We start from the raw sequence: 19,544 nt of genomic DNA on the forward strand, positions 1-19,544 counted from the left end.
GCGGCGGGCGCCTTTGCGTTAAAGCGGGCGCTTGGCGACAATCATGTAGTTGACGTCCATGTCCTTCGACAGGTTCCACTGGTTGGACAGCGGATTGAAGAATACGCCGGTGCGCTCGGTCAGCTCCAGGCCGCTTGCCACAAGCGGCTTTTCCAGTTCCTCGGGACGCACGAGCTTTTCATATTGATGCGTGCCGCGCGGCAGCCAGCGCAGAACGTTTTCGGCCGCGAAGATCGCCAGCGCCGCCGCCTTCATCGTGCGGTTGATGGTGGCGACGAACATCAGGCCGCCGGGGCGAACCATATGGGCGCAGGTGGTCATGAAGAAGTCGACATCGGCGACGTGCTCGACCACTTCCATGTTGAGGACGATGTCGAAGCTTTCGCCCGCTTCGGCAAGGGCTTCGGCCGTCACGGCGCGATAATCGACGGCAACGCCGCTGCCCGCCGCATGGGTCTTGGCAATGCCGATATTTTTTTCCGAAGCGTCGGCGCCGACGACGTCAGCGCCCATGCGGGCCATCGGCTCCGACAGCAGCCCGCCGCCGCAACCGATATCGAGAAGGCGCAGGCCCTTCAGCGGTTGCGGGCTCTTCGGATCGCGGCCGAAATGCTCGGCAACCCTGTCGCGGATATAGGCGAGGCGGACCGGGTTGAACTTGTGCAACGGCCGGAACTTTCCCGTCGGGTCCCACCATTCGGCGGCCATGGCCGAAAAGCGGTCCACCTCGCTCTGGTCGATCGTCGTGCGCGCTGTCTCGCTCATGCTGCCGTCTCCTTCATTCTGCCTGATGAAGTCGGACGATCGGGCAGGGATGTCAAGAGGCGCACCATGGCCACAACAGCGCATCTGAAGTGGCCGCGCGGAAGCAGCAACAAGCCGAGCAGCCTTCGATCAGGCATCCGGCTGTGGCTGGTAATGCAGGATGACGACACCGGATTTGAGCGGTCTCGTGTGTGTGAGCTTGAGGGTGGTGCGTTTCGAAAGCGGTTTGAAGAGGGGGATGCCGCCGCCGAGCAGGACCGGGTTGATGCCAAGGCGATATTCATCGACAAGGCCCTTTTCCACCAGCGCTGCGGCAAAATCCGCGCTGCCGAAGATGAAGATGGCGCCGCCCTCGCGCGCCTTCAGGCGTTCGACTTCGGCGACCGCATCGCCGACAACGAGCGTGGTGTTGTGCCAGTCGGCGCTCTCTAGCGAACGGGAGAAGACGTACTTCTCGACGCCATTCATAAAGGTGGCGATATCGCCTTCGGCTTCCGGCCAGTAGGACGCCATCATCTCATAGGTCACCCGGCCGAAGAGCAATGTATCGGCTTCAAGCTGGGTCTCGCCAATATAGGCTGCGAGTTCCTCCTCGAAAACGAACCAGCTGATGTCATGTCCAGGCGCTTCGAAGAAGCCGTCGACACTGACCATGTCCCACATGATGATCTTGCGCATTATTGCTTCTCCCGTTTTCTCTCGCCGCCATTTGTGGTCCACTTCATCGATGAGCGGATCATTGCAAAACTGATCTTGTTTTGCAAGTGGTTTTGTTTTGGTATCTGAAATACTCGGGCCGCCCATCAGGCCGACCATGGTATCGTCCCGCACTCGACGGCGGGCGGTGGGCTAGGAAGAGGCCATGCAAGCGGAAAGCAGAATCGGCTGGGCAGTGGAAATGGTCGCGCCGCAACCATCGGACTGGCTGCTTGAAATCGGCTGCGGTCATGGTGTCGCTGTCACGGGTGTTAGCGAGAAACTCGTCGATGGGCGGATCGTCGCGATCGATCGCTCGGCGACGATGATTGCCGCGGCGAAGCAAAGAAACGTCAGCTATGTTGCCGCCGGCAGGGCGGTCCTTGAAACCGTCGAGCTGGCTCAGGCAGATTTTGGCGACGCGCGCTTCGATGCCGTTTTCGCCATCCGCGTCGGTGTTTTTGCGAGGGGCGATCCATCGCGCGAACTGGCGGTTCTTGCGCGGGTCCTTAAGCCGGAGGGGCGCTTTTTTCTGTTCCACGACGAGCCGGCGGGCAATGTCGACGACATATCCGGCCGGATTGAAGCCCGGCTTGCCGATAGCCGGTGGAGCGTTGAGAGCGTCAGGACCCGTAGGATCGACGGTATCGACGTCGTCTGCGTGATTGCACGACCGGGCAAGTTCGAAAACGGCACTGGCGGTCCCGATTGAAGGCCTGGTCCGGACGCGGGACCGTATGGGGCAAAGCCCGGGCGGTTCCGGCCCGGGCTTCAGGGTCTTATCTCTGTGCGTCGACAATCAGGATCATCGGCCGTTCCATCTCTTCAGCGAGATCCGGATTGGCATCGATCTGCGCCGGTGTCGGGTGCCACTCCTCGACATGGCGGGTGGCGAAGCCGCCGCGCATCAACGCGTTGAGCGTGGTGCCGATGGTGCGGTGGTACTTGACCACGCCCTTGGCCAGCCAATCCGTCGTGCGCCGGCCCTCGACGGAATAGTGATCCAACGGCCAGCGCTTCTCCCCGTTTTCTCCGACCTGCCAGCCCGGGTTCAACGAGGCCATGTAGATCGGGTGCTCGATGGTGAAGACCAGGTGCGAGCCGGGCATCAGGGCACTGTGGATCGCCCGGACCAAGCGGTCGAAATCCTCGACATAGTGGAATGCGAGCGAGCTGTAGGCGAAGTCGAAGGCGCCGACTTCAAGTGTCAGTTGGTCGAGATCGGCGATGCCGTATTCGATTGCCGGATCGGTCGTGTCGCGCCGGGCGCGGGCAATCATGTTTTCCGACAGGTCGAGCCCGAGGACGCGGGCCGCTCCCTGCTCGCGGGCGAAGCGCGAAAACCAGCCGAAGCCGCAGCCGAGGTCGACGACGCGCTTGCCTGTCAGATCCGGCAGGGCGGCGCGGATCGCCGGCCATTCGGCCGCGCCATCGAGACCGTGCACGGATCGGCCGAGCTGGCTGTAGCCCTCGAAAAATTCTGGTTTGTCGTAGATATTCTGTGCCATTTCAATCTCCATCAAAAATGCCGATGGACGGCGCACCCGTCAAAAGAAGAACCCCGTCCGTATCCGGCGAGGCTGCAGGTGCGCGAACGCTCTTTCGTCAGCGTGCTCTATCGCCCTGCATCCCGCCTGTTGGGATGCCGGCCGAACGCGCAACGATATGGACGTCATGTTCGCACATGGATCCGATATCGCCCGATCACACCGCCCAGTCAAGTTCGTTTCTGGCGCGCCATTGGTCACTTGCAGTTGCCTCGATGGCACGGCGGCGCACGGTATCCACCGCGCGCCGCCTGCTTGTCAGGCCATGTCGCCTTGAGCGGCTGCGGCGAAGAAATCCTCCGGGTCTTCCACCTCGACGAGGCGCCGCTTCTCGATCAACCAGAAGCGATTGCCGATGTTGCGCACGAAGCTGCGGTCATGGGACACCAGCAGGCAGCTGACTTCGTTTTTCATCAACTCATCTTCCAGCGCTTCCTGGCCTTCGATGTCGAGATGGTTCGTCGGCTCGTCGAGCAGGTAGAAATTGGGCTCGCGCAGGCGAAGCACCAGCATTGCGAGGCGCGCCTTCTGGCCACCGGAGAGCCGGCCGACCGGCTTGTCCTGCATGTCGATGCCGACGCCGGCGCCAGCCAGCAGCGAACGCACCTTCTGGTCGCCGAGCGAGAACCGGCGGGAGAGGGCGATGAGCGGCGTCTCCTTATCCGAAAGACCGGCGAGCGCCTGATCGCTATAGCCGAGCACCAGGGAAGGTGTAGCTTTTAGCGTCTCAGGCGCGTGTTCCGGTTCTTCGATAGCGGCGCGGATCAGGTTGACCAGCCTCGTCTTGCCGGCGCCGTTTTCGCCGAGCAGGACGATCCGGTCGCCCTGGCAGATCCAGCGTTTTCCCGTGCCGAACAGCGGGGTGCCATCGGGCGTTTCCACCTTGATGTCATCGAGCGTCACCAGGATTTTTGCGTGCGTGCCGCGGTTGGCAAGACGGATTGCGCCAGCCGAACGCTCCTGGTGGGCAGGCTTGGCAGCATCCTGCAGGCGGTCAGCGCGTTGGCGCAGCTGCTTGGTCTTTATCGTCAGCAGATCGCTGCCGGAGTTGATGCCGATATTGTTGAGCTTGGCCGCCTGCCGCCGCAATTGCTGTGCCGCCTTCATGTCGCGCTGGTAGCGCCGCTCTTCCGACGCGTCGAGTTCATCGACGGCCGCACGCGCCTGCGAATAGGGGAGTGCAAAGACCGGCGACTGATCCGGGCGCAGGAACAGCGTGCGGTTGGTGGTGGCGTCGAGAAAGGCGCGGTCGTGGCTGGCAATCAGCACCGGTACGTCGCGCGGCAGCGCATTCAGCCAGGATTCGAGCCGGGCGATCTTGGCAAGGTCGAGATGGTTGGTCGGCTCGTCGAGAAGCAGCGCGTCGGGATCCGTCACCCAGACACGGGCAAGGAGCGCCAGCCGTTGCCAGCCGCCGCTTAAGTCCGCGACCGCGCGCTGGCGAAGGGCTTCGGGGACCTCGAGCGAATCCAGCACGATATCGACGCGCCAGCTTTCGCTGTCCGCCTGCTCGGTCGACAGTGCCGAAAGCACAGCCTGATGGAACGACAACGGCAGCAGCTGTGCCGGCACGTTCTGCTCGACATGGCCGATGGTCAGGCCGCGCGAGCGGGTGATCTCGCCCGCCGTCGGCTCGAAGCTGCCGCCGACCGATCGGAGCAGGGTGGATTTACCGCGCCCGTTGGCAGCGACGATGCCGAGCCGATCGCCGGCTGCAATCGAAAGGTTGAGGTTGGAGAAGAGCGACGTGTTGAGGGTGACGCCGAGGTTGCGGATGTTGATCAAGGCCATATTCGTTCTCTGGTCAGCGCGAGCGACGGCAGACATCCGCGGGCGGCACGTCTTCTGCCGGGTTGGGCGGAGTGTCGGACCCGATGCACGATATCGTGCAGTTCTCGGGCCGCGTCGGCTCGGTATGGAAAACGGCGCGGGCGTTCAAACCGAAACGGTTTTCAGCCGCACCACACTGGGGCAGACCAGGGATAAGGCTCGCGAGGATGCGAAGCGATTGTACCGGTCAGCCCTGCAAACGCATCTGCAGGGCGTTGACGGGGCCACGCTGGCGGTGGTGCCGGAAAAAAGTCATCACAACGCAGCCCTCCTTTCACAATCGAGTTGCGCGAAGTGTTTACCACCGGCGCGAGCCGTTTTCAACGGGGTGGCGGCGGCGGGTTCGATCGAACGTGGCTGTCTACCACAGATGCAAAGCTGCACGGCTTCTGGCGGGGCTTTCGTTGCGCCAGGCGATGTCGATCGGAAATATTGTTGCCAGGCGTGCGGTCGGCTCGCTGGAACGGGGGCCTTATTCCTGGCTTCTTGCCATTGCGCCCCGCCCCCCGATCCGCTAAGAGACGCCGCGACTTTCCGCTCCCCGAAGCGGTGATTGGCCGATGTCCGAGAAGTCTCCCAAACTTTTTGATCGTCGGGCGCCGACGGGGGCGCTTTCCTGTCACGCGCGCTCGCGCGCAAACATTCGGTACCGGTAGAGGCGAAATGGCACGCATCGTGATGAAATTCGGCGGAACTTCCGTCGCTGATTTGGACCGCATTCACAATGTTGCCCGCCATGTGAAACGTGAAGTCGACGCCGGCCACGAGGTCGCAGTCGTCGTTTCCGCTATGTCCGGCAAGACCAACGAACTGGTCGCCTGGGTGCAGAACATGCCCAAGGTCGCCGGCGGCAACGCGCCGTTCTACGACGCGCGCGAATATGACGCCATCGTTGCGTCCGGCGAGCAGGTGACCTCGGGACTTCTCGCGATCGCGCTGCAGTCGATGGGCATCAATGCGCGCTCCTGGCAGGGCTGGCAGATCCCGATCCGCACCGATAACGCCCATGGCGCCGCGCGCATCCTCGACATCGAGGGCGCCGACATCATCCGCCGCATGGGCGAGGGGCAGGTGGCCGTGGTCGCCGGCTTCCAGGGCCTTGGCCCGGACAACCGCCTGGCGACGCTCGGTCGCGGCGGTTCCGACACGTCGGCCGTCGCGATTGCCGCGGCCGTCAAGGCAGACCGTTGCGACATCTACACCGACGTCGATGGCGTCTACACCACCGACCCGCGCATCGAGCCGAAGGCGCGGCGTCTGAAAAAGATCGCGTTCGAGGAAATGCTGGAAATGGCATCGCTCGGCGCCAAGGTGCTGCAGGTGCGCTCGGTCGAGCTCGCCATGGTGCACAAGGTCCGTACCTTCGTGCGCTCGTCTTTCGAGGATCCCGATGCGCCGGGCATGGGTGACCTTCTCAATCCGCCCGGCACGCTGATTTGTGATGAGGAAGAAATCGTGGAACAGGAAGTCGTAACCGGCATTGCCTATGCCAAGGATGAAGCCCAGATTTCGCTGCGCCGTCTCGCCGACCGGCCGGGCGTTTCCGCCGCGATCTTCGGGCCGTTGGCCGAAGCCCATATCAATGTCGACATGATCGTCCAGAACATCTCGGAAGATGGTTCGAAGACCGACATGACCTTCACCGTTCCTTCCGGCGATGTCGACAAGGCGCTGAGGGTGCTTGGCGACAACAAGGAAAAGATCGGCTACGACGTGATCCAGTCGGAGGCGGGCCTGGTCAAGGTCTCGGTCATCGGCATCGGCATGCGCAGCCATGCCGGCGTGGCCGCGTCGGCGTTCCGTGCGCTCGCCGACAAGGGCATCAACATCAAGGCGATCACCACCTCCGAAATCAAGATCTCGATCCTGATCGACGGACCCTATGCCGAATTGGCAGTTCGCACTTTGCATTCCGCCTACGGTCTCGATAAGAGTTAATCCACAGGTGACTGATTTGGGATTCGCAGCCGTTTCGGCCGCGAATTCTTCCGCCGCCGTCGTCTACTCTTTTTCGGGAGACCCCACGCGATGAGAGACCTTTCCGCAGGTCCGCGCGTTCTCCTCAAGCGGTTGCGCGAACTGATGGCGGAACCGCTCGAGCCACAGGAGCGCCTTGACCGGATCGTGCGCCAGATCGCACAGAACATGGTCGCGGAAGTGTGTTCGGTCTATGTGCTGCGTTCCGACGGGGTGCTCGAACTCTACGCGACCGAAGGTCTGAACAAGACCGCCGTCCACCTGGCGCAGTTGAAGATGGGGCAGGGCCTTGTCGGCACCATCGCGGCCTCCGCGCGGCCGCTCAACCTGTCCGACGCCCAGGCACATCCGGCCTTCACCTACCTGCCGGAAACCGGCGAAGAGATCTATCACTCGTTCCTCGGCGTGCCGATCCTGCGCACCGGCCGCGCGCTCGGCGTTCTCGTCGTGCAGAACAAGGCGCAGCGCAACTACCGGGAAGACGAGGTCGAGGCGCTCGAAACGACCGCCATGGTTCTCGCCGAGATGGTGGCGACCGGCGAGCTGAAGAAGATCACCAAGCCCGGCCTCGAGCTTGATCTGTCCCGCCCGGTCTCGATCGACGGCAACAGCTACGGCGAAGGCATCGGCCTTGGCTATGTCGTGCTGCACGAGCCGAGGATCGTCGTCACCAATCTTCTGAACGAGGATACGGACCAGGAATTGCAGCGGCTTGCCGAAGCGCTCGGATCGCTGCGCATCTCGATCGACGACATGCTGTCGCGGCGCGAAGTGTCGATGGAGGGCGAGCACCGCGCGGTGCTCGAGACCTATCGCATGTTCGCCCATGACCGCGGCTGGGTGCGGAAGCTGGAAGAGGCGATCCGCAACGGCCTGACGGCCGAAGCGGCTGTCGAGCGGGTGCAGAGCGAGACCAAGGCGCGCATGATCCGGCTGACGGACCCCTATCTGCGCGAGCGCATGCACGATTTCGACGACCTTGCCAACCGACTGCTGCGCCAGCTTTCGGGCTATGGCGCCAAGCTTTCCGCAAGCGATTTTCCGACCGATGCAGTGGTCGTTGCCCGTGCGATGGGCGCGGCCGAGCTTCTCGACTATCCGCGCGAAAACGTTCGCGGCCTTGTGCTTGAAGAGGGCGCCGTCACCAGCCACGTGGTCATCGTTGCCCGCGCCATGGGCATCCCGGTCGTCGGCCAGGCGGCGGGTGCCGTCGCGCTTGCGGAAAATCGCGATGCCGTCATCATCGATGGCGACGATGCCAAGGTACATCTGCGGCCGCTGGCCGACCTGCAGCGCGCCTACGAGGAAAAGGTGCGTTTCCGCGCTCGCCGGCAGGCGCAGTTCCGGGCGCTGAAGGATGTCGAGCCGCTCACCAAGGACGGCAAGCGCATCACCTTGCAGATGAATGCCGGCCTTTTGGTCGACCTGCCGCATCTGAACGAGGCGGGCGCTGAGGGCATCGGCCTCTTCCGCACCGAACTGCAGTTCATGATCGCTTCCACCATGCCGAGGGCGGAAGAGCAGGAGGCCTTTTATCGCAGCGTGTTGAAGCAGACCGGCGGCAAGCCGGTGACCTTCCGCACCCTCGATATCGGCGGCGACAAGGTGGTTCCCTATTTCCGTGCGGCGGAAGAGGAAAACCCGGCGCTCGGCTGGCGGGCGATCCGCCTTTCGCTTGACCGGCCCGGCCTGCTGCGCACCCAGCTTCGCGCCATGCTGCGCGCGGCGGCGGGACTCGAGCTGAAATTGATGCTGCCGATGGTGACCGAGGTCTCGGAGCTGAAGGAAGCCCGCGGGCTGCTGCAAAAGGAAATCGAACGCCAGTCGAAGCTCGGCGAACAGCTGCCGCGCAAGCTGCAATTCGGCGCCATGCTGGAAGTGCCGGCGCTCTTGTGGCAGCTCGACGAGTTGATGAGCGAAGTGGATTTCGTCTCGGTCGGCTCGAACGATCTGTTCCAGTTCGCCATGGCGGTCGATCGCGGCAATGCCCGCGTCTCCGATCGTTTCGACGTGCTTGGCCGGCCCTTCCTCAGGATCCTGCGCGATATCGTGCGCGGCGGCGAGCGCCATCAGACCCCGGTGACGCTGTGTGGCGAGATGGCGAGCAAGCCTTTGTCTGCCATGGCCCTGCTCGGTCTCGGCTACCGCTCGGTGTCGATGTCGCCGACGGCGGTCGGCCCGATCAAGGCGATGCTCCTGGCTCTGGATGCCGGCAAGCTCGGCGAGGTCTTGAACGCGGCGCTTGACGATACGCGCGACCAGACGCCGGTTCGCCAGATCCTCATTGATTTCGCCGCGGCGAACGGCATCCCGGTTTAGATAGATTTGAAGCGCTTTTGTCCTCGTCCGGGCTATGATCCGGGCGAGGCGTAGCGCATTTGGAGTGACACTTGGCAAAGCTTCCCATTGAGAAAATGCGCGAACTGGAACGACGGTTCGGCGAGATCGAGGCCCGCATGTCGGCGGGGCCTGCGGCCGACGTCTATGTGAAGCTGGCGTCGGAATATTCCGAACTGCAGCCGGTGGTGACCAAGATCCGCGCCTATGAGAAGGCGACCGCCGAACTTGCCGACATCAATGCCATGTTGGTCGACAGGACGACAGACAAGGACATGCGCGACCTGGCTGAAATGGAAAAGCCTGAGGTCGTGGAGGCGATCGAGCAGCTGGAGCAGGAGATCCAGATCCTGCTCTTGCCGAAGGATGCCGCTGACGAAAAGAGCGCGATCCTCGAAATCCGCGCTGGAACCGGCGGCTCGGAAGCAGCGCTGTTTGCCGGCGATCTTTTCCGCATGTACGAACGTTACGCTGCGGCCAAGGGCTGGCGGGTCGAAGTGCTTTCGGCCAGCGAAGGCGAAGCCGGCGGTTTCAAGGAAATCATCGCGACTGTTTCCGGCCGTGGCGTGTTTGCCCGGCTCAAGTTCGAGTCTGGTGTCCATCGCGTTCAGCGCGTGCCGGAAACCGAGGCGAGCGGCCGCATCCACACGTCGGCGGCGACCGTCGCCGTGCTGCCGGAAGCCGAGGAGATCGACATCGAAGTGCGTCCCGAGGACATCCGCATCGACACCATGCGCTCGTCGGGTGCCGGTGGACAGCACGTCAACACGACGGACTCCGCCGTGCGCATCACCCATCTCCCGACCGGCCTCGTCGTCACCAGTTCGGAAAAGTCGCAGCACCAGAACCGCGCCAAGGCCATGCAGGTGCTGCGTTCGCGGCTCTATGACATGGAGCGCCAGCGCGCCGACAGCGAGCGTTCGGCCGATCGCAAGAGCCAGGTCGGCTCCGGCGACCGCTCCGAACGCATTCGCACCTACAATTTTCCGCAGGGGCGCATTACCGATCACCGCATCAACCTGACACTCTACAAGCTGGACCGGATGATGATGGGCGAAATCGACGAAGTGGTCGATGCGCTGCTGGCCGATTACCAGGCGAGCCAGCTGGCTCTTCTGGGTGAGCAGCGGGGCTGATCGCGATGACGGCCACGCTCGCGCACCTCGTGGCGGAAAGCCGGGATCGCCTGACGGCCGCCGGCATCGAACACGCTGGGCTTGACGCGCGTCATCTGGTTTCGGGTCTGCTCGGGCTTTCGTTGACCGATGTCGTGACCCGCGGCAAGGACGCGGTGTCGGAGGCCGATGTTGCCAGGGTACGGGCTGCCGTGGAGCGGCGGAGTGCGCGCGAACCCGTCTACCGCATTCTCGGCGAGCGCGAGTTCTTTGGCCTGCCGCTCAAGCTGTCGCGGGAAACGCTGGAGCCGAGGCCGGATACGGAAACGCTCGTCGATCGCATGATCCCGCATCTCCGTCGCACAGTTGAGGCCAAAGGCAGCTGCCGGCTCGTCGATCTCGGCACGGGCACCGGGGCGATCTGTCTGGCGTTGCTTGCCAGTGTTCTTGAAGCGCGCGGAACGGCTACCGATATATCGCAGGACGCCTTGGCGACCGCGAGCGCAAATGCCGAGGCGCTTGGCCTTTCGGATCGTTTCGAGGCGGTGCACAGCAACTGGTTCGAAAGGGTGGAGGGCCGGTTCGATGCCATCGTCTCAAATCCGCCTTATATACCGTCCAATGTCGTTGCAGAGCTTGAGCCGGAGGTGCGATTGCACGATCCGACCGCAGCGCTCGATGGCGGAGACGACGGCCTTGATGCCTATCGTGCCATCGCCCTTCACGCCGGTCATCATCTTGAGACAAACGGCGTGATAGGCTTGGAAATCGGTTTCGATCAGAAAGAGGCGGTTGCGGCATTGTTTAGTGCCGAGAACTTCCGTTTGCGCGAACAAGCCAAGGATCTGGGCGGCAACGACCGGGTTCTGATCTTCGAGCGCAGTTTCGACCGTTGAAAAAATGCCGCACTGGCGCATCTTCTTTCTTGCAGACGCAAAGAAAGGGCTTGGAATCCCAGAGGAAGCGGGCTAGTTTGCCCGCGCACTGGGCAGATGGTCATGGACCTAAGATTCGTTCCGGTATGACCTGGCCACGGGGATTGCTCTCAAGAAAGAGTTGCTAGGGTTCAACAGTGCCTTGTGCAGGTACCTGTTAATTTGACGCCAGTCGGCGCCGAAGCCGCCAATGTGCGGGCTCACCGGCGCGCGCTCTGTCGGGCGCGGACGGATCCGGCCGGAAGACGAAACCACATGATCATCATTATCAAGAGAATTCGGGTGAATGTACTATGAGGCCAGGACAGCAAAACAAGCGCGGCCGCGGGCGGAACAACAACAATAACAACAACAATAACAACAGTGGAAATAGCAGCAATCATAACCGCAAGGGATCCAATCCCCTGACGCGGACTTATGATAGCTCTGGTCCGGACGTGAAGATTCGCGGTACCGCGCAGCATATCGCCGAGAAATACTCGGCACTTGCTCGTGATGCGCAGAGTTCCGGCGACCGGGTCATCGCTGAAAACTATCTTCAGCATGCCGAGCATTACAACCGCATCATTGCAGCCGCACAGGCGCAGATGCAGGATCGTTTCCAGCGCGAAGAGCGCCAGGATTTCCGCGGACAGGATGCCAACGACCAGGATCAGGATCAGGACGATCTGGATCAGGGTTACGCCGACGAAGCGCCGGCCCAGGTTGCAGCCGCTCCCGCTCCGGTAGTCATCGAACAGCAGCCGGTGATCGACGGTTCGGGCCCGCAGCCCGTCATCGAAGGCACGCCAGCCGAAGTGGCTATGGAAGAAGAAACGCCAGCGGCTTCCGGCCGTGCGGCCTCGCGCCGCCGCAGCGCACCGCGCCCGCGTCGTCCGCGCCGCAGTGCAGCCGATGAAGCGGCCGGTGAGGGCGAAGCTTCTGGCGAAGCACCTCCGGAAACTCCGGCACTGGCTGGATCCGAGTAAATCTTTGCGGGGCCGCGCATGCGGTCTGGCAGAAGCGAACATCAAAAGCCCGGTCCGCTCTGCGGCCGGGTTTTTTGTTGCCTCGCATATCGCTCGAAGGACTGCGGACGCTAACGCGCGTCTCAGTCGCCAGGATTGGCTTATCGCAAATCCACTGCACACCGGCGTGCAACATGCTGTGGTGCAGAGCGTGCTATTGATCGCGCAAGGAACGCCGGCTTGTGGCGCTGTGCATCAGGCGACGGCGCCGTTGACGATCAAGGCTGCGAGATTGGCGGCCGCATCGTCCTCGGTTGCTCGACCGCGGACGAACTCTCGGGCAATCGCCTCCGCAGCGCCGGCAATGCCCGCGCAACGCAGGCGCAGATCATCTTCGGTGAGGGTAGAGAAGGGTGCGATGGCTGCGCCGATGAGTGCGACATAGTCGTCGGCGAGTTCCTGCTGCACGCGGTCCATCTCGGCATTGCCACGCAGGGCGCTCGACATTGCCTGCCATTCCGACCCGTTTTCCGCGGCACATGCAAGGTAGACGGAGCCGATAATGTCGGCGACAGATGAAAGGTCGGCGGGAGTATACAGCAGGGCCTTCTTCAGCTTGTCGGTATGGCGCTCCTCAATCTCGCGCGAAAGCGCGATCAGCAGCCCCTCGCGGGTGCCGAAGTGCTCATAGGCGATCGGTTTGCTGACGCCGGCGCGCTCGGCAAGATGGCCGAGGGTGAGAGCGTCACCGCCACATTCCCGCAGGATTTCTTTGGACGTTTCGATGAGCTGGGCACGCCGTTCGGGCTTGGCAAGTTTCCTGATCGCCGTCTTCGGCATCGGCTGCTCTCCTCGGGTCGTCCACGCCAGGCGATAAAATATCCGGATCCCTTGACGCAGCGCGTTTGCTACTTATCTACTGATAGTAACTTACCAATAGTAGGTTGGCAAAAAGTGCCGACCTCCTTCCCGTCTAGGAGATATGAACATGTCGAGCAAGTTCTCACCCGTCCTGATCATCGGCGGTTCGGGCGTTGTCGGATCGCAGGCGGCAAAGGCGATCCGCAGGCTGTACCCCGATCTGCCGCTGGCCATCGGCGGTCGAGATCTTGTCCGGGCGCAGGCGGTAGCCAGCGAGGTCGGCGGGGCAACGGGCGTGCGTGTTGATCTCGACCGCGCCGATCTCGGCCTTGACGACAAAGCCCCCTTCAGCGCCGTGGTGATCTTCGTCAAGGACGAGAGACTGACCTCGATGCGGTACGCGCAGAGGAAGGGAATACCGTATATCAGCCTCTCCAGCGGAACGTTCGAGATCGGGCCCGAGGTTGCGCAGTACATTCATGCGCCCGACAAGGCGCCGATCCTGCTCGCCAGCCACTGGCTTGCGGGCGCTGCTATCTTCCCCGTGCTCGAAGCGCTTTCGTCCTACCAGACGGTCGACGCGATCCGTATCGGCGTGCTGCTTGATGAGGAGGATATGGGTGGGCCGGCGGCACTTGCCGACTACAACCGCATCACCGGAACCTCGCCGGCCTCGCTCACGGTCAAGGGCGGCAAGCTGCATTGGGTGAGCGGGCAGGAGGCAACTGCCCGATATACCAGCGTCGATGGCGTCGAACTCGATGCGACGGCCTATTCGCCCTTCGATGTCATGGCGCTCGCCGCCAGAACCGGTGCCAGGGAGATCCGCCTGGATCTGGCCTACAGCGTTTCCGCCAGCCGCCGCCGCGGCGAGCCTTTCTCGACGGAAATCGCGCTTGAAATTGAGGGGCAATCGAAGACCGGAGAGCGCCTGGTGCGCAGGCACGAGATCGTGCATCCTGAAGGCCAGGCGCCCCTGACGGCGCTCGGCGTCGCGCTTGCGGTCGAGCGCATGCTCGGTCTTGCCGGTGGCGAGCCGCCGAAGGCCGGTCTCTATCTGCCGGAGGTGCTGATCGAGCCGGCCTACTACGTTTCCCGCATGAAGGAGTTCGGCACTTCGTTTGTCGATCACTGACTATGGGCCGCATCGAGGCGAGGTCGCCCGAGGCGGCACGGCAATGCCCGGCATCCACTCGCAAGCGGCCACGCATCGCAATGACGCGTGGCCGTTTTCTCCCTCCGCAAGATTTCCTATTTGCGACATGCAATCAGCTCTTTAATTTCGAAAACTGCTGCCCCATATTCGCTTCGGACGCGTTGATCCCGCGCAAGGTGTGGATCGATGCCCAATGACAGGTTCGCCGAATGCGGGAGCCTGATCCTGAAACACCAGCGGGTGCCGCATGACGGGCCTGGTGGGCTATGGAGGTAAAGTATGAATATCGAGAAATATTCCGAACGCGTGCGCGGTTTCCTGCAATCGGCGCAGACCTATGCGCTGGCACAGGGACACCAGCAGTTCACCCCTGAGCATGTGCTGAAAGTGCTGCTCGACGACGATCAGGGCATGGCCGCCTCGCTGATCGAGCGGGCGGGCGGCGACGTGCGCGAAGCGCGCGCCGGGAATGATGCAGCCTTGGCAAAACTGCCGAAAGTTTCCGGCGGCAACGGTTCCGTTTATCTGTCGCAGCCGCTCGCTCGCGTCTTTTCGAGCGCGGAAGAGGCGGCGAAGAAGGCCGGCGACAGCTTCGTCACCGTCGAGCGCCTGCTGCTGGCACTGGCGATCGAAAGTTCTGCCGCCACCGCTGACATCCTGAAGAAGGCCGGCGTGACGCCGACCAAGCTCAACCAGGTCATCAACGACATCCGCAAGGGTCGCACGGCCGACAGCGCCAATGCCGAGCAGGGGTTCGACAGCCTGAAGAAATATGCCCGTGACCTGACGGCCGATGCGCGCGAAGGCAAGCTCGACCCGGTAATCGGCCGTGACGACGAAATCCGTCGCACGATCCAGGTCTTGTCGCGCCGGACCAAGAACAACCCGGTGCTGATCGGCGAGCCCGGCGTCGGCAAGACGGCGATCGCCGAGGGCCTCGCTCTGCGCATCGTCAATGGCGACGTGCCGGAAAGCCTCAAGGATAAGCGGCTGATGGCGCTCGACATGGGCGCGTTGATCGCAGGCGCGAAGTTCCGCGGCGAATTCGAAGAGCGGCTGAAGGCCGTGCTCAACGAAGTGCAGGCGGAAAACGGCGAGATCATCCTGTTCATCGACGAAATGCACACGCTGGTCGGTGCCGGCAAGGCGGAAGGGGCAATGGATGCCTCCAACCTCTTGAAGCCTGCGCTGGCGCGCGGCGAACTGCATTGCGTCGGCGCGACCACGCTCGACGAATATCGCAAGCACGTCGAAAAGGACGCAGCTCTTGCCCGCCGCTTCCAGCCTGTGATGGTCGAGGAGCCGACGGTCGAGGACACGATCTCGATCCTGCGCGGCTTGAAGGAAAAATACGAGCAGCATCACAAGGTGCGGATCTCCGATTCCGCGCTTGTTGCCGCCGCGACGCTTTCCAATCGCTACATCACCGACCGGTTCCTGCCTGACAAGGCGATCGACCTGATGGACGAGGCAGCATCGCGTCTGCGCATGCAGGTGGATTCCAAGCCCGAGGAGCTCGACGAACTCGATCGGCGCATCATGCAGCTGAAGATCGAGCGTGAAGCGCTGAAGAAGGAAACCGACACCTCGTCGAAGGATCGGCTGGAGAAGCTTGAGCTCGATCTGGTCTCGCTCGAAGAGCAGGCATCGGCGCTGACGGCGCGTTGGCAGGCGGAAAAGCAGAAGCTTGGCCGCGCTGCCGACCTCAAGAAGCAGCTCGACGAAGCCCGCAACGAGCTGGCGATCGTCCAGCGTAAGGGTGAGTTTCAGCGCGCCGGCGAGTTGACCTATGGCGTCATCCCCAAGCTCGAGAAAGAGCTTTCCGATGCCGAAAGCCAGGAAAACGCCAACGCCAACCCGATGGTGCAGGAGGTCGTGACCCCCGACAACATCGCCCATGTGGTGTCGCGCTGGACCGGTATCCCGGTTGACAAGATGCTGGAAGGCGAGCGCGACAAGCTGCTGCGGATGGAAGACGAGCTGGCGAAATGGGTCGTCGGCCAGGGCGATGCCGTCCAGGCGGTATCGCGTGCCGTTCGCCGTGCACGTGCCGGCCTTCAGGATCCGAACCGGCCGATCGGCTCGTTCATCTTCCTCGGCCCGACCGGGGTGGGCAAGACCGAGTTGACCAAGGCGCTCGCCCGGTTCCTGTTCGATGACGAGACGGCGCTGCTGCGTGTCGACATGTCGGAATACATGGAGAAGCACTCCGTTGCCCGGCTGATCGGCGCGCCTCCCGGTTATGTCGGCTACGAGGAAGGTGGAGCGTTGACCGAATCCGTCCGCCGCCGGCCCTATCAGGTCGTGCTGTTCGACGAAATCGAGAAGGCGCATCCGGATGTCTTCAACGTGCTGCTGCAGGTCCTCGATGACGGCCGCCTGACCGATGGTCAGGGTCGCACCGTCGACTTCCGCAACACGATGATCATCATGACATCCAACCTCGGTGCGGAGTATCTGGTCGGGCTCGGTGAGAACGAGGACAGCGATGTCGTTCGCGACCAGGTGATGGATGTCGTCAAGTCGGCCTTCCGGCCGGAGTTCCTGAACCGCGTCGACGAGATCATCCTGTTCCACAGGCTGCGTCGCTCGGAAATGGGTGCGATCGTCGATATCCAGCTCGCCCGGCTGCGCAAGCTGCTTTCCGAGCGGAAGATCACGCTGGAACTGGAGGAGGATGCGCGGACGTTCCTGGCCGAAAAGGGCTACGACCCCGCCTATGGCGCGCGCCCTCTGAAGCGGACGATCCAGAAGTATCTTCAGGATCCGCTCGCCGAGAAGATCCTGCAGGGCGAGTTCCCGGACGGATCCGCCATCAAGGTTCTTGCCGGCTCCGACCGGCTGAACTTCAAGCGTGGCGCCGGCTCGGAAAGAGAAGCCGCCTAAACCCACAGAAACGAAAAAGGCCGCCCTTCGGGGCGGCCTTTTTCGTTTATGCCTCGAAATTCCGTCGCTTCAGGGATCGCGGTGACCGCTTCTCGAAGCATTAAGCCACCGACGAAGGGTGGATATGACTGGCTACTTGCTGGCGACTTCGCTGCCGTTGCCGTCCTTGTTCAGCAACTCGTCGATGCGGTCGCGTTCCTTCTCGAACTTGGCGAGCGCGTCGCCGCCGAGCGATTTGCCGCCCGGCAGGCGAATACGCAGCGGATCGACCTTGTTGCCGTTGACGATCAGCTCGTAATGCAGGTGCGGGCCGGTCGAAAGACCCGTTGTGCCGACCCAGCCGATCACCTGGCCCTGGACCACTTTGGCGCCGGCCTTGACGGTCTTGGCGATCGCGCTCTGGTGGTTATAGGAGGAGACATAGCCGTTGGCATGGCGGATCAGCGTCTGGTTGCCGTATCCGCCGGAATCCCAGCCAGCCTTCTCCACCGTGCCGTTGCCGGCTGCGATGATCGGCGTGCCGCGGGGGGCCGCCCAGTCGACGCCAGTGTGCATGCGCGAGAAGCCGAGGATCGGGTGGCGGCGCATGCCGAAGCCGGAGCGGAAGTGGCCGTTCGGCACGGGGTTGCGCAGCAGGAACTGCCGGATGCTCTTGCCTTCGCCGTTGAAGTAGTCGATCGAATTGTCTTCCGGATCCTGGAAACGATAGAAGGTCGTCTCGGCGTCGCCGAATTTCGCCTTGACGTAAAGCAGTTCGGATTCCGCTGTTGCCATCCCGCGATCGTCGGTGACCGAGAAGAAGGCTTCGAGCGAATCCGTCGGCTTCAGCTGCGCCTGGAAATCGACATTGCTGGCCAGCAGCTTGACGACGAGCCCGACCATATCAGCGCTCATGCCGTAGGACAGGGCCGCCCGGTAGATGCCGTCATAGACGCGCGGCAGATCGTGGGTGCTGGTGATCGTCGGTGTGCCGTTGTCGTCGAAGGCGGTCGCAACCGCATCGAGCTTGGGCGGCTCGGCGCCGGGAACGAAGCGGCCGTCGTCGTCGACGGCCATTGTCAACACATGGCGATTGCGCGAATAGATCGTGGCGCGAACGATGCGCGCTTCTTCGCCCTTCTGGATGATGCCGATGCGCAGGACGTCGCCGTCGTTCAGTTCCTTGGCGCCGAGCGCGTCGCCGATATAGCCGGCAGCATCTTCGGCCTGCGCCTTGGCATAGCCGGCATTGACCATGGCGGTCGCGATATCGGTCTTCCGGCGCACCGGAATGATGTCGTCGGCATACTCAGTGCTTTGTTCGTTGATGCTCTCGTAAGCCGCATCGCTCTTGTTCTGCTCGACGATGCGCGCAGTCAGACCCTGTAGAAGGTCGAGGCCGTCGCTATCGGAGGCGAAACGCTGTGGGTCGACATAGAAGAGCGAAGCGACCTGGGTGCTGCCTTCGGTCAGAACCGAACCATTGGTGCGCACATTCTCCTCGACCTCGTCGAGCGACATCGAGCTGTCGAAGGTCAGGCTGGAGCCCTTGATCGGGAAATCGACCGTCTTCAGCGCCACTTCGGAATCGACGTTGGAGCCGTAGAGCGTGCCGGTGCGCGCGATCTGCGGTTCGGCATCGGCGTCGTCGGTGGAGAAGATCGCCAGCGGATCGAAGTCCGGATAGCTGTCGGAAACCTGGTGGTTGGCGGCAAGGGCCATCTTGACGTGAACGAAGGGCTGCTTGCGCACCACTTCCTTCTCGCCGTCATGGATCATCGTTGAGACTTCCATGACGGTCTTGTCGGCCGGCTTGGCGACGATGTTGGGCGAAAGGATGCGATCGCCACGCTTGGCATTAACAGGGGCGTTGCCGCCGTTCGATGCGTCGAGTGCTGCGTAGGCTTCGGCCGGGATTGCCAGCTGCTGGCGACCGTCAAGCGCTGCGAAGAGGGCAACGCCCATAAGAAGGCTGGAGGTGATGCCAGTCAGGAAGGTGCCGGAAAGCCAGCGCAACGAAATCTCGCGCCTGTCCGGCGCGCGCCGGCCGTCCGCAAGGATCGGCGGTTGGTCGCCGAGCGACCGGACCATTTTCTTGTCGGTGATCATTCCGAGCTGGGGGCCCCTGATTTCTCTTGCCGTATTCTTGCCGACGATACGTTGCGCGAAGGTGTGCATCTTTCGCACACGGGAGTCAAATCGCCAGGGGAGAACAGGGGAGGCGCGTGCACACCCCTATATATGTGCATCCGCGTTCCCCAGCCGTCCCCGCGTGACGCACCGTTGATGACGCTTAGATCGGTGGATTGTGAAAAAGTAAGGGCCAAAATGTGTCTCCACAGGCCGTTCGGAGGCGTTCGAAAGTTTTTTCAGGGCAAAAAGCCCGCGTTTCTGGGGTTTGTCAGAAAACTGTCATTTTTTTTGCAATTGTCTGTTGACGTGTTCGGGGAGTGGGGTCTATAAGCCCGATCACTGACGAGGGCGGCGGCGCTGCTGGCGACGATGTCCTTCGT

Annotated in this window: 14 protein-coding genes; 8 read left to right on the forward strand and 6 right to left on the reverse strand. The window is 62.6% G+C overall.

The window, feature by feature from the left end; genetic code table 11:
* Positions 1-18: 18 nt before the first annotated feature.
* Positions 19-765, reverse strand: coding sequence for a bifunctional 2-polyprenyl-6-hydroxyphenol methylase/3-demethylubiquinol 3-O-methyltransferase UbiG (ubiG, locus tag ABIE33_RS10985; protein WP_429124677.1), 747 nt, complete (start codon positions 763-765; stop codon positions 19-21).
* A gap of 129 nt (positions 766-894) precedes the next feature.
* Positions 895-1,443, reverse strand: coding sequence for a dihydrofolate reductase family protein (locus ABIE33_RS10990; RefSeq protein ID WP_429124679.1), 549 nt, complete (start codon positions 1,441-1,443; stop codon positions 895-897).
* 184 nt (positions 1,444-1,627) lie between these two features.
* Here ABIE33_RS10990 and ABIE33_RS10995 point away from each other — a divergent pair, with 184 nt between their 5' ends.
* Positions 1,628-2,173: a class I SAM-dependent methyltransferase gene (locus ABIE33_RS10995; RefSeq protein WP_429124681.1), complete on the forward strand. Its 546-nt coding sequence runs from the start codon at positions 1,628-1,630 to the stop codon at positions 2,171-2,173.
* A gap of 67 nt (positions 2,174-2,240) precedes the next feature.
* On the opposite strand, the gene ABIE33_RS11000 is transcribed toward ABIE33_RS10995, so the two are convergent.
* A complete protein-coding gene (locus ABIE33_RS11000) occupies positions 2,241-2,969 on the reverse strand; it encodes a class I SAM-dependent methyltransferase (protein WP_429124683.1) in 729 nt (242 codons plus the stop codon).
* Between the two features lie 297 nt (positions 2,970-3,266).
* Positions 3,267-4,799 carry an ABC-F family ATP-binding cassette domain-containing protein gene (locus tag ABIE33_RS11005; protein WP_429124685.1) on the reverse strand — a complete coding sequence of 511 codons (1,533 nt, stop codon included), beginning with the start codon at positions 4,797-4,799 and terminating at the stop codon, positions 3,267-3,269.
* A gap of 702 nt (positions 4,800-5,501) precedes the next feature.
* Between ABIE33_RS11005 and ABIE33_RS11010 the strand changes: the two genes are divergently transcribed.
* The 5 genes from ABIE33_RS11010 (at position 5,502) to ABIE33_RS11030 (ending at position 12,170) form a co-directional block, all read left to right on the forward strand.
* A complete protein-coding gene (locus ABIE33_RS11010; protein ID WP_429124686.1) occupies positions 5,502-6,776 on the forward strand; it encodes an aspartate kinase in 1,275 nt (424 codons plus the stop codon).
* Positions 6,777-6,866: 90 nt separating this feature from the next.
* Entirely contained in the window at positions 6,867-9,134 is a 2,268-nt protein-coding gene (ptsP, locus tag ABIE33_RS11015; RefSeq protein WP_429124688.1) for a phosphoenolpyruvate--protein phosphotransferase, read from the forward strand.
* Between the two features lie 71 nt (positions 9,135-9,205).
* Positions 9,206-10,288 (forward strand): peptide chain release factor 1, encoded by a 1,083-nt coding sequence (gene prfA, locus ABIE33_RS11020; protein ID WP_429124690.1) that lies wholly within the window; start codon positions 9,206-9,208, stop codon positions 10,286-10,288.
* Between the two features lie 5 nt (positions 10,289-10,293).
* Positions 10,294-11,163 carry a peptide chain release factor N(5)-glutamine methyltransferase gene (prmC, locus tag ABIE33_RS11025; RefSeq protein ID WP_429124692.1) on the forward strand — a complete coding sequence of 290 codons (870 nt, stop codon included), beginning with the start codon at positions 10,294-10,296 and terminating at the stop codon, positions 11,161-11,163.
* Positions 11,164-11,495: 332 nt separating this feature from the next.
* Positions 11,496-12,170, forward strand: coding sequence for a DUF4167 domain-containing protein (locus tag ABIE33_RS11030; RefSeq protein ID WP_429124694.1), 675 nt, complete (start codon positions 11,496-11,498; stop codon positions 12,168-12,170).
* Between the two features lie 234 nt (positions 12,171-12,404).
* Here the strand turns inward: ABIE33_RS11030 and ABIE33_RS11035 are convergent, their stop codons facing one another.
* The gene (locus tag ABIE33_RS11035) at positions 12,405-12,989 is read right to left on the reverse strand and encodes a TetR/AcrR family transcriptional regulator (RefSeq protein WP_429124695.1); all 585 of its coding nucleotides are present in this window, start codon (positions 12,987-12,989) and stop codon (positions 12,405-12,407) included.
* A 148-nt stretch (positions 12,990-13,137) separates the two neighbouring features.
* Between ABIE33_RS11035 and ABIE33_RS11040 the strand changes: the two genes are divergently transcribed.
* The gene (locus tag ABIE33_RS11040; RefSeq protein WP_429124697.1) at positions 13,138-14,145 is read left to right on the forward strand and encodes an NAD(P)-dependent oxidoreductase; all 1,008 of its coding nucleotides are present in this window, start codon (positions 13,138-13,140) and stop codon (positions 14,143-14,145) included.
* 300 nt (positions 14,146-14,445) lie between these two features.
* Entirely contained in the window at positions 14,446-17,052 is a 2,607-nt protein-coding gene (gene clpB / locus ABIE33_RS11045; RefSeq protein ID WP_429124699.1) for an ATP-dependent chaperone ClpB, read from the forward strand.
* 132 nt (positions 17,053-17,184) lie between these two features.
* Here clpB and ABIE33_RS11050 read toward each other — a convergent pair whose 3' ends face one another.
* Complete coding sequence (locus tag ABIE33_RS11050; protein WP_429124701.1) at positions 17,185-19,140, reverse strand: M23 family metallopeptidase; 1,956 nt, start codon at positions 19,138-19,140, stop codon at positions 17,185-17,187.
* Positions 19,141-19,544: the final 404 nt, after the last annotated feature.

The sequence above is a fragment of the Ensifer sp. 4252 genome (genome assembly GCF_050434565.1).
In the GTDB taxonomy this organism is placed as follows: domain Bacteria; phylum Pseudomonadota; class Alphaproteobacteria; order Rhizobiales; family Rhizobiaceae; genus Ensifer.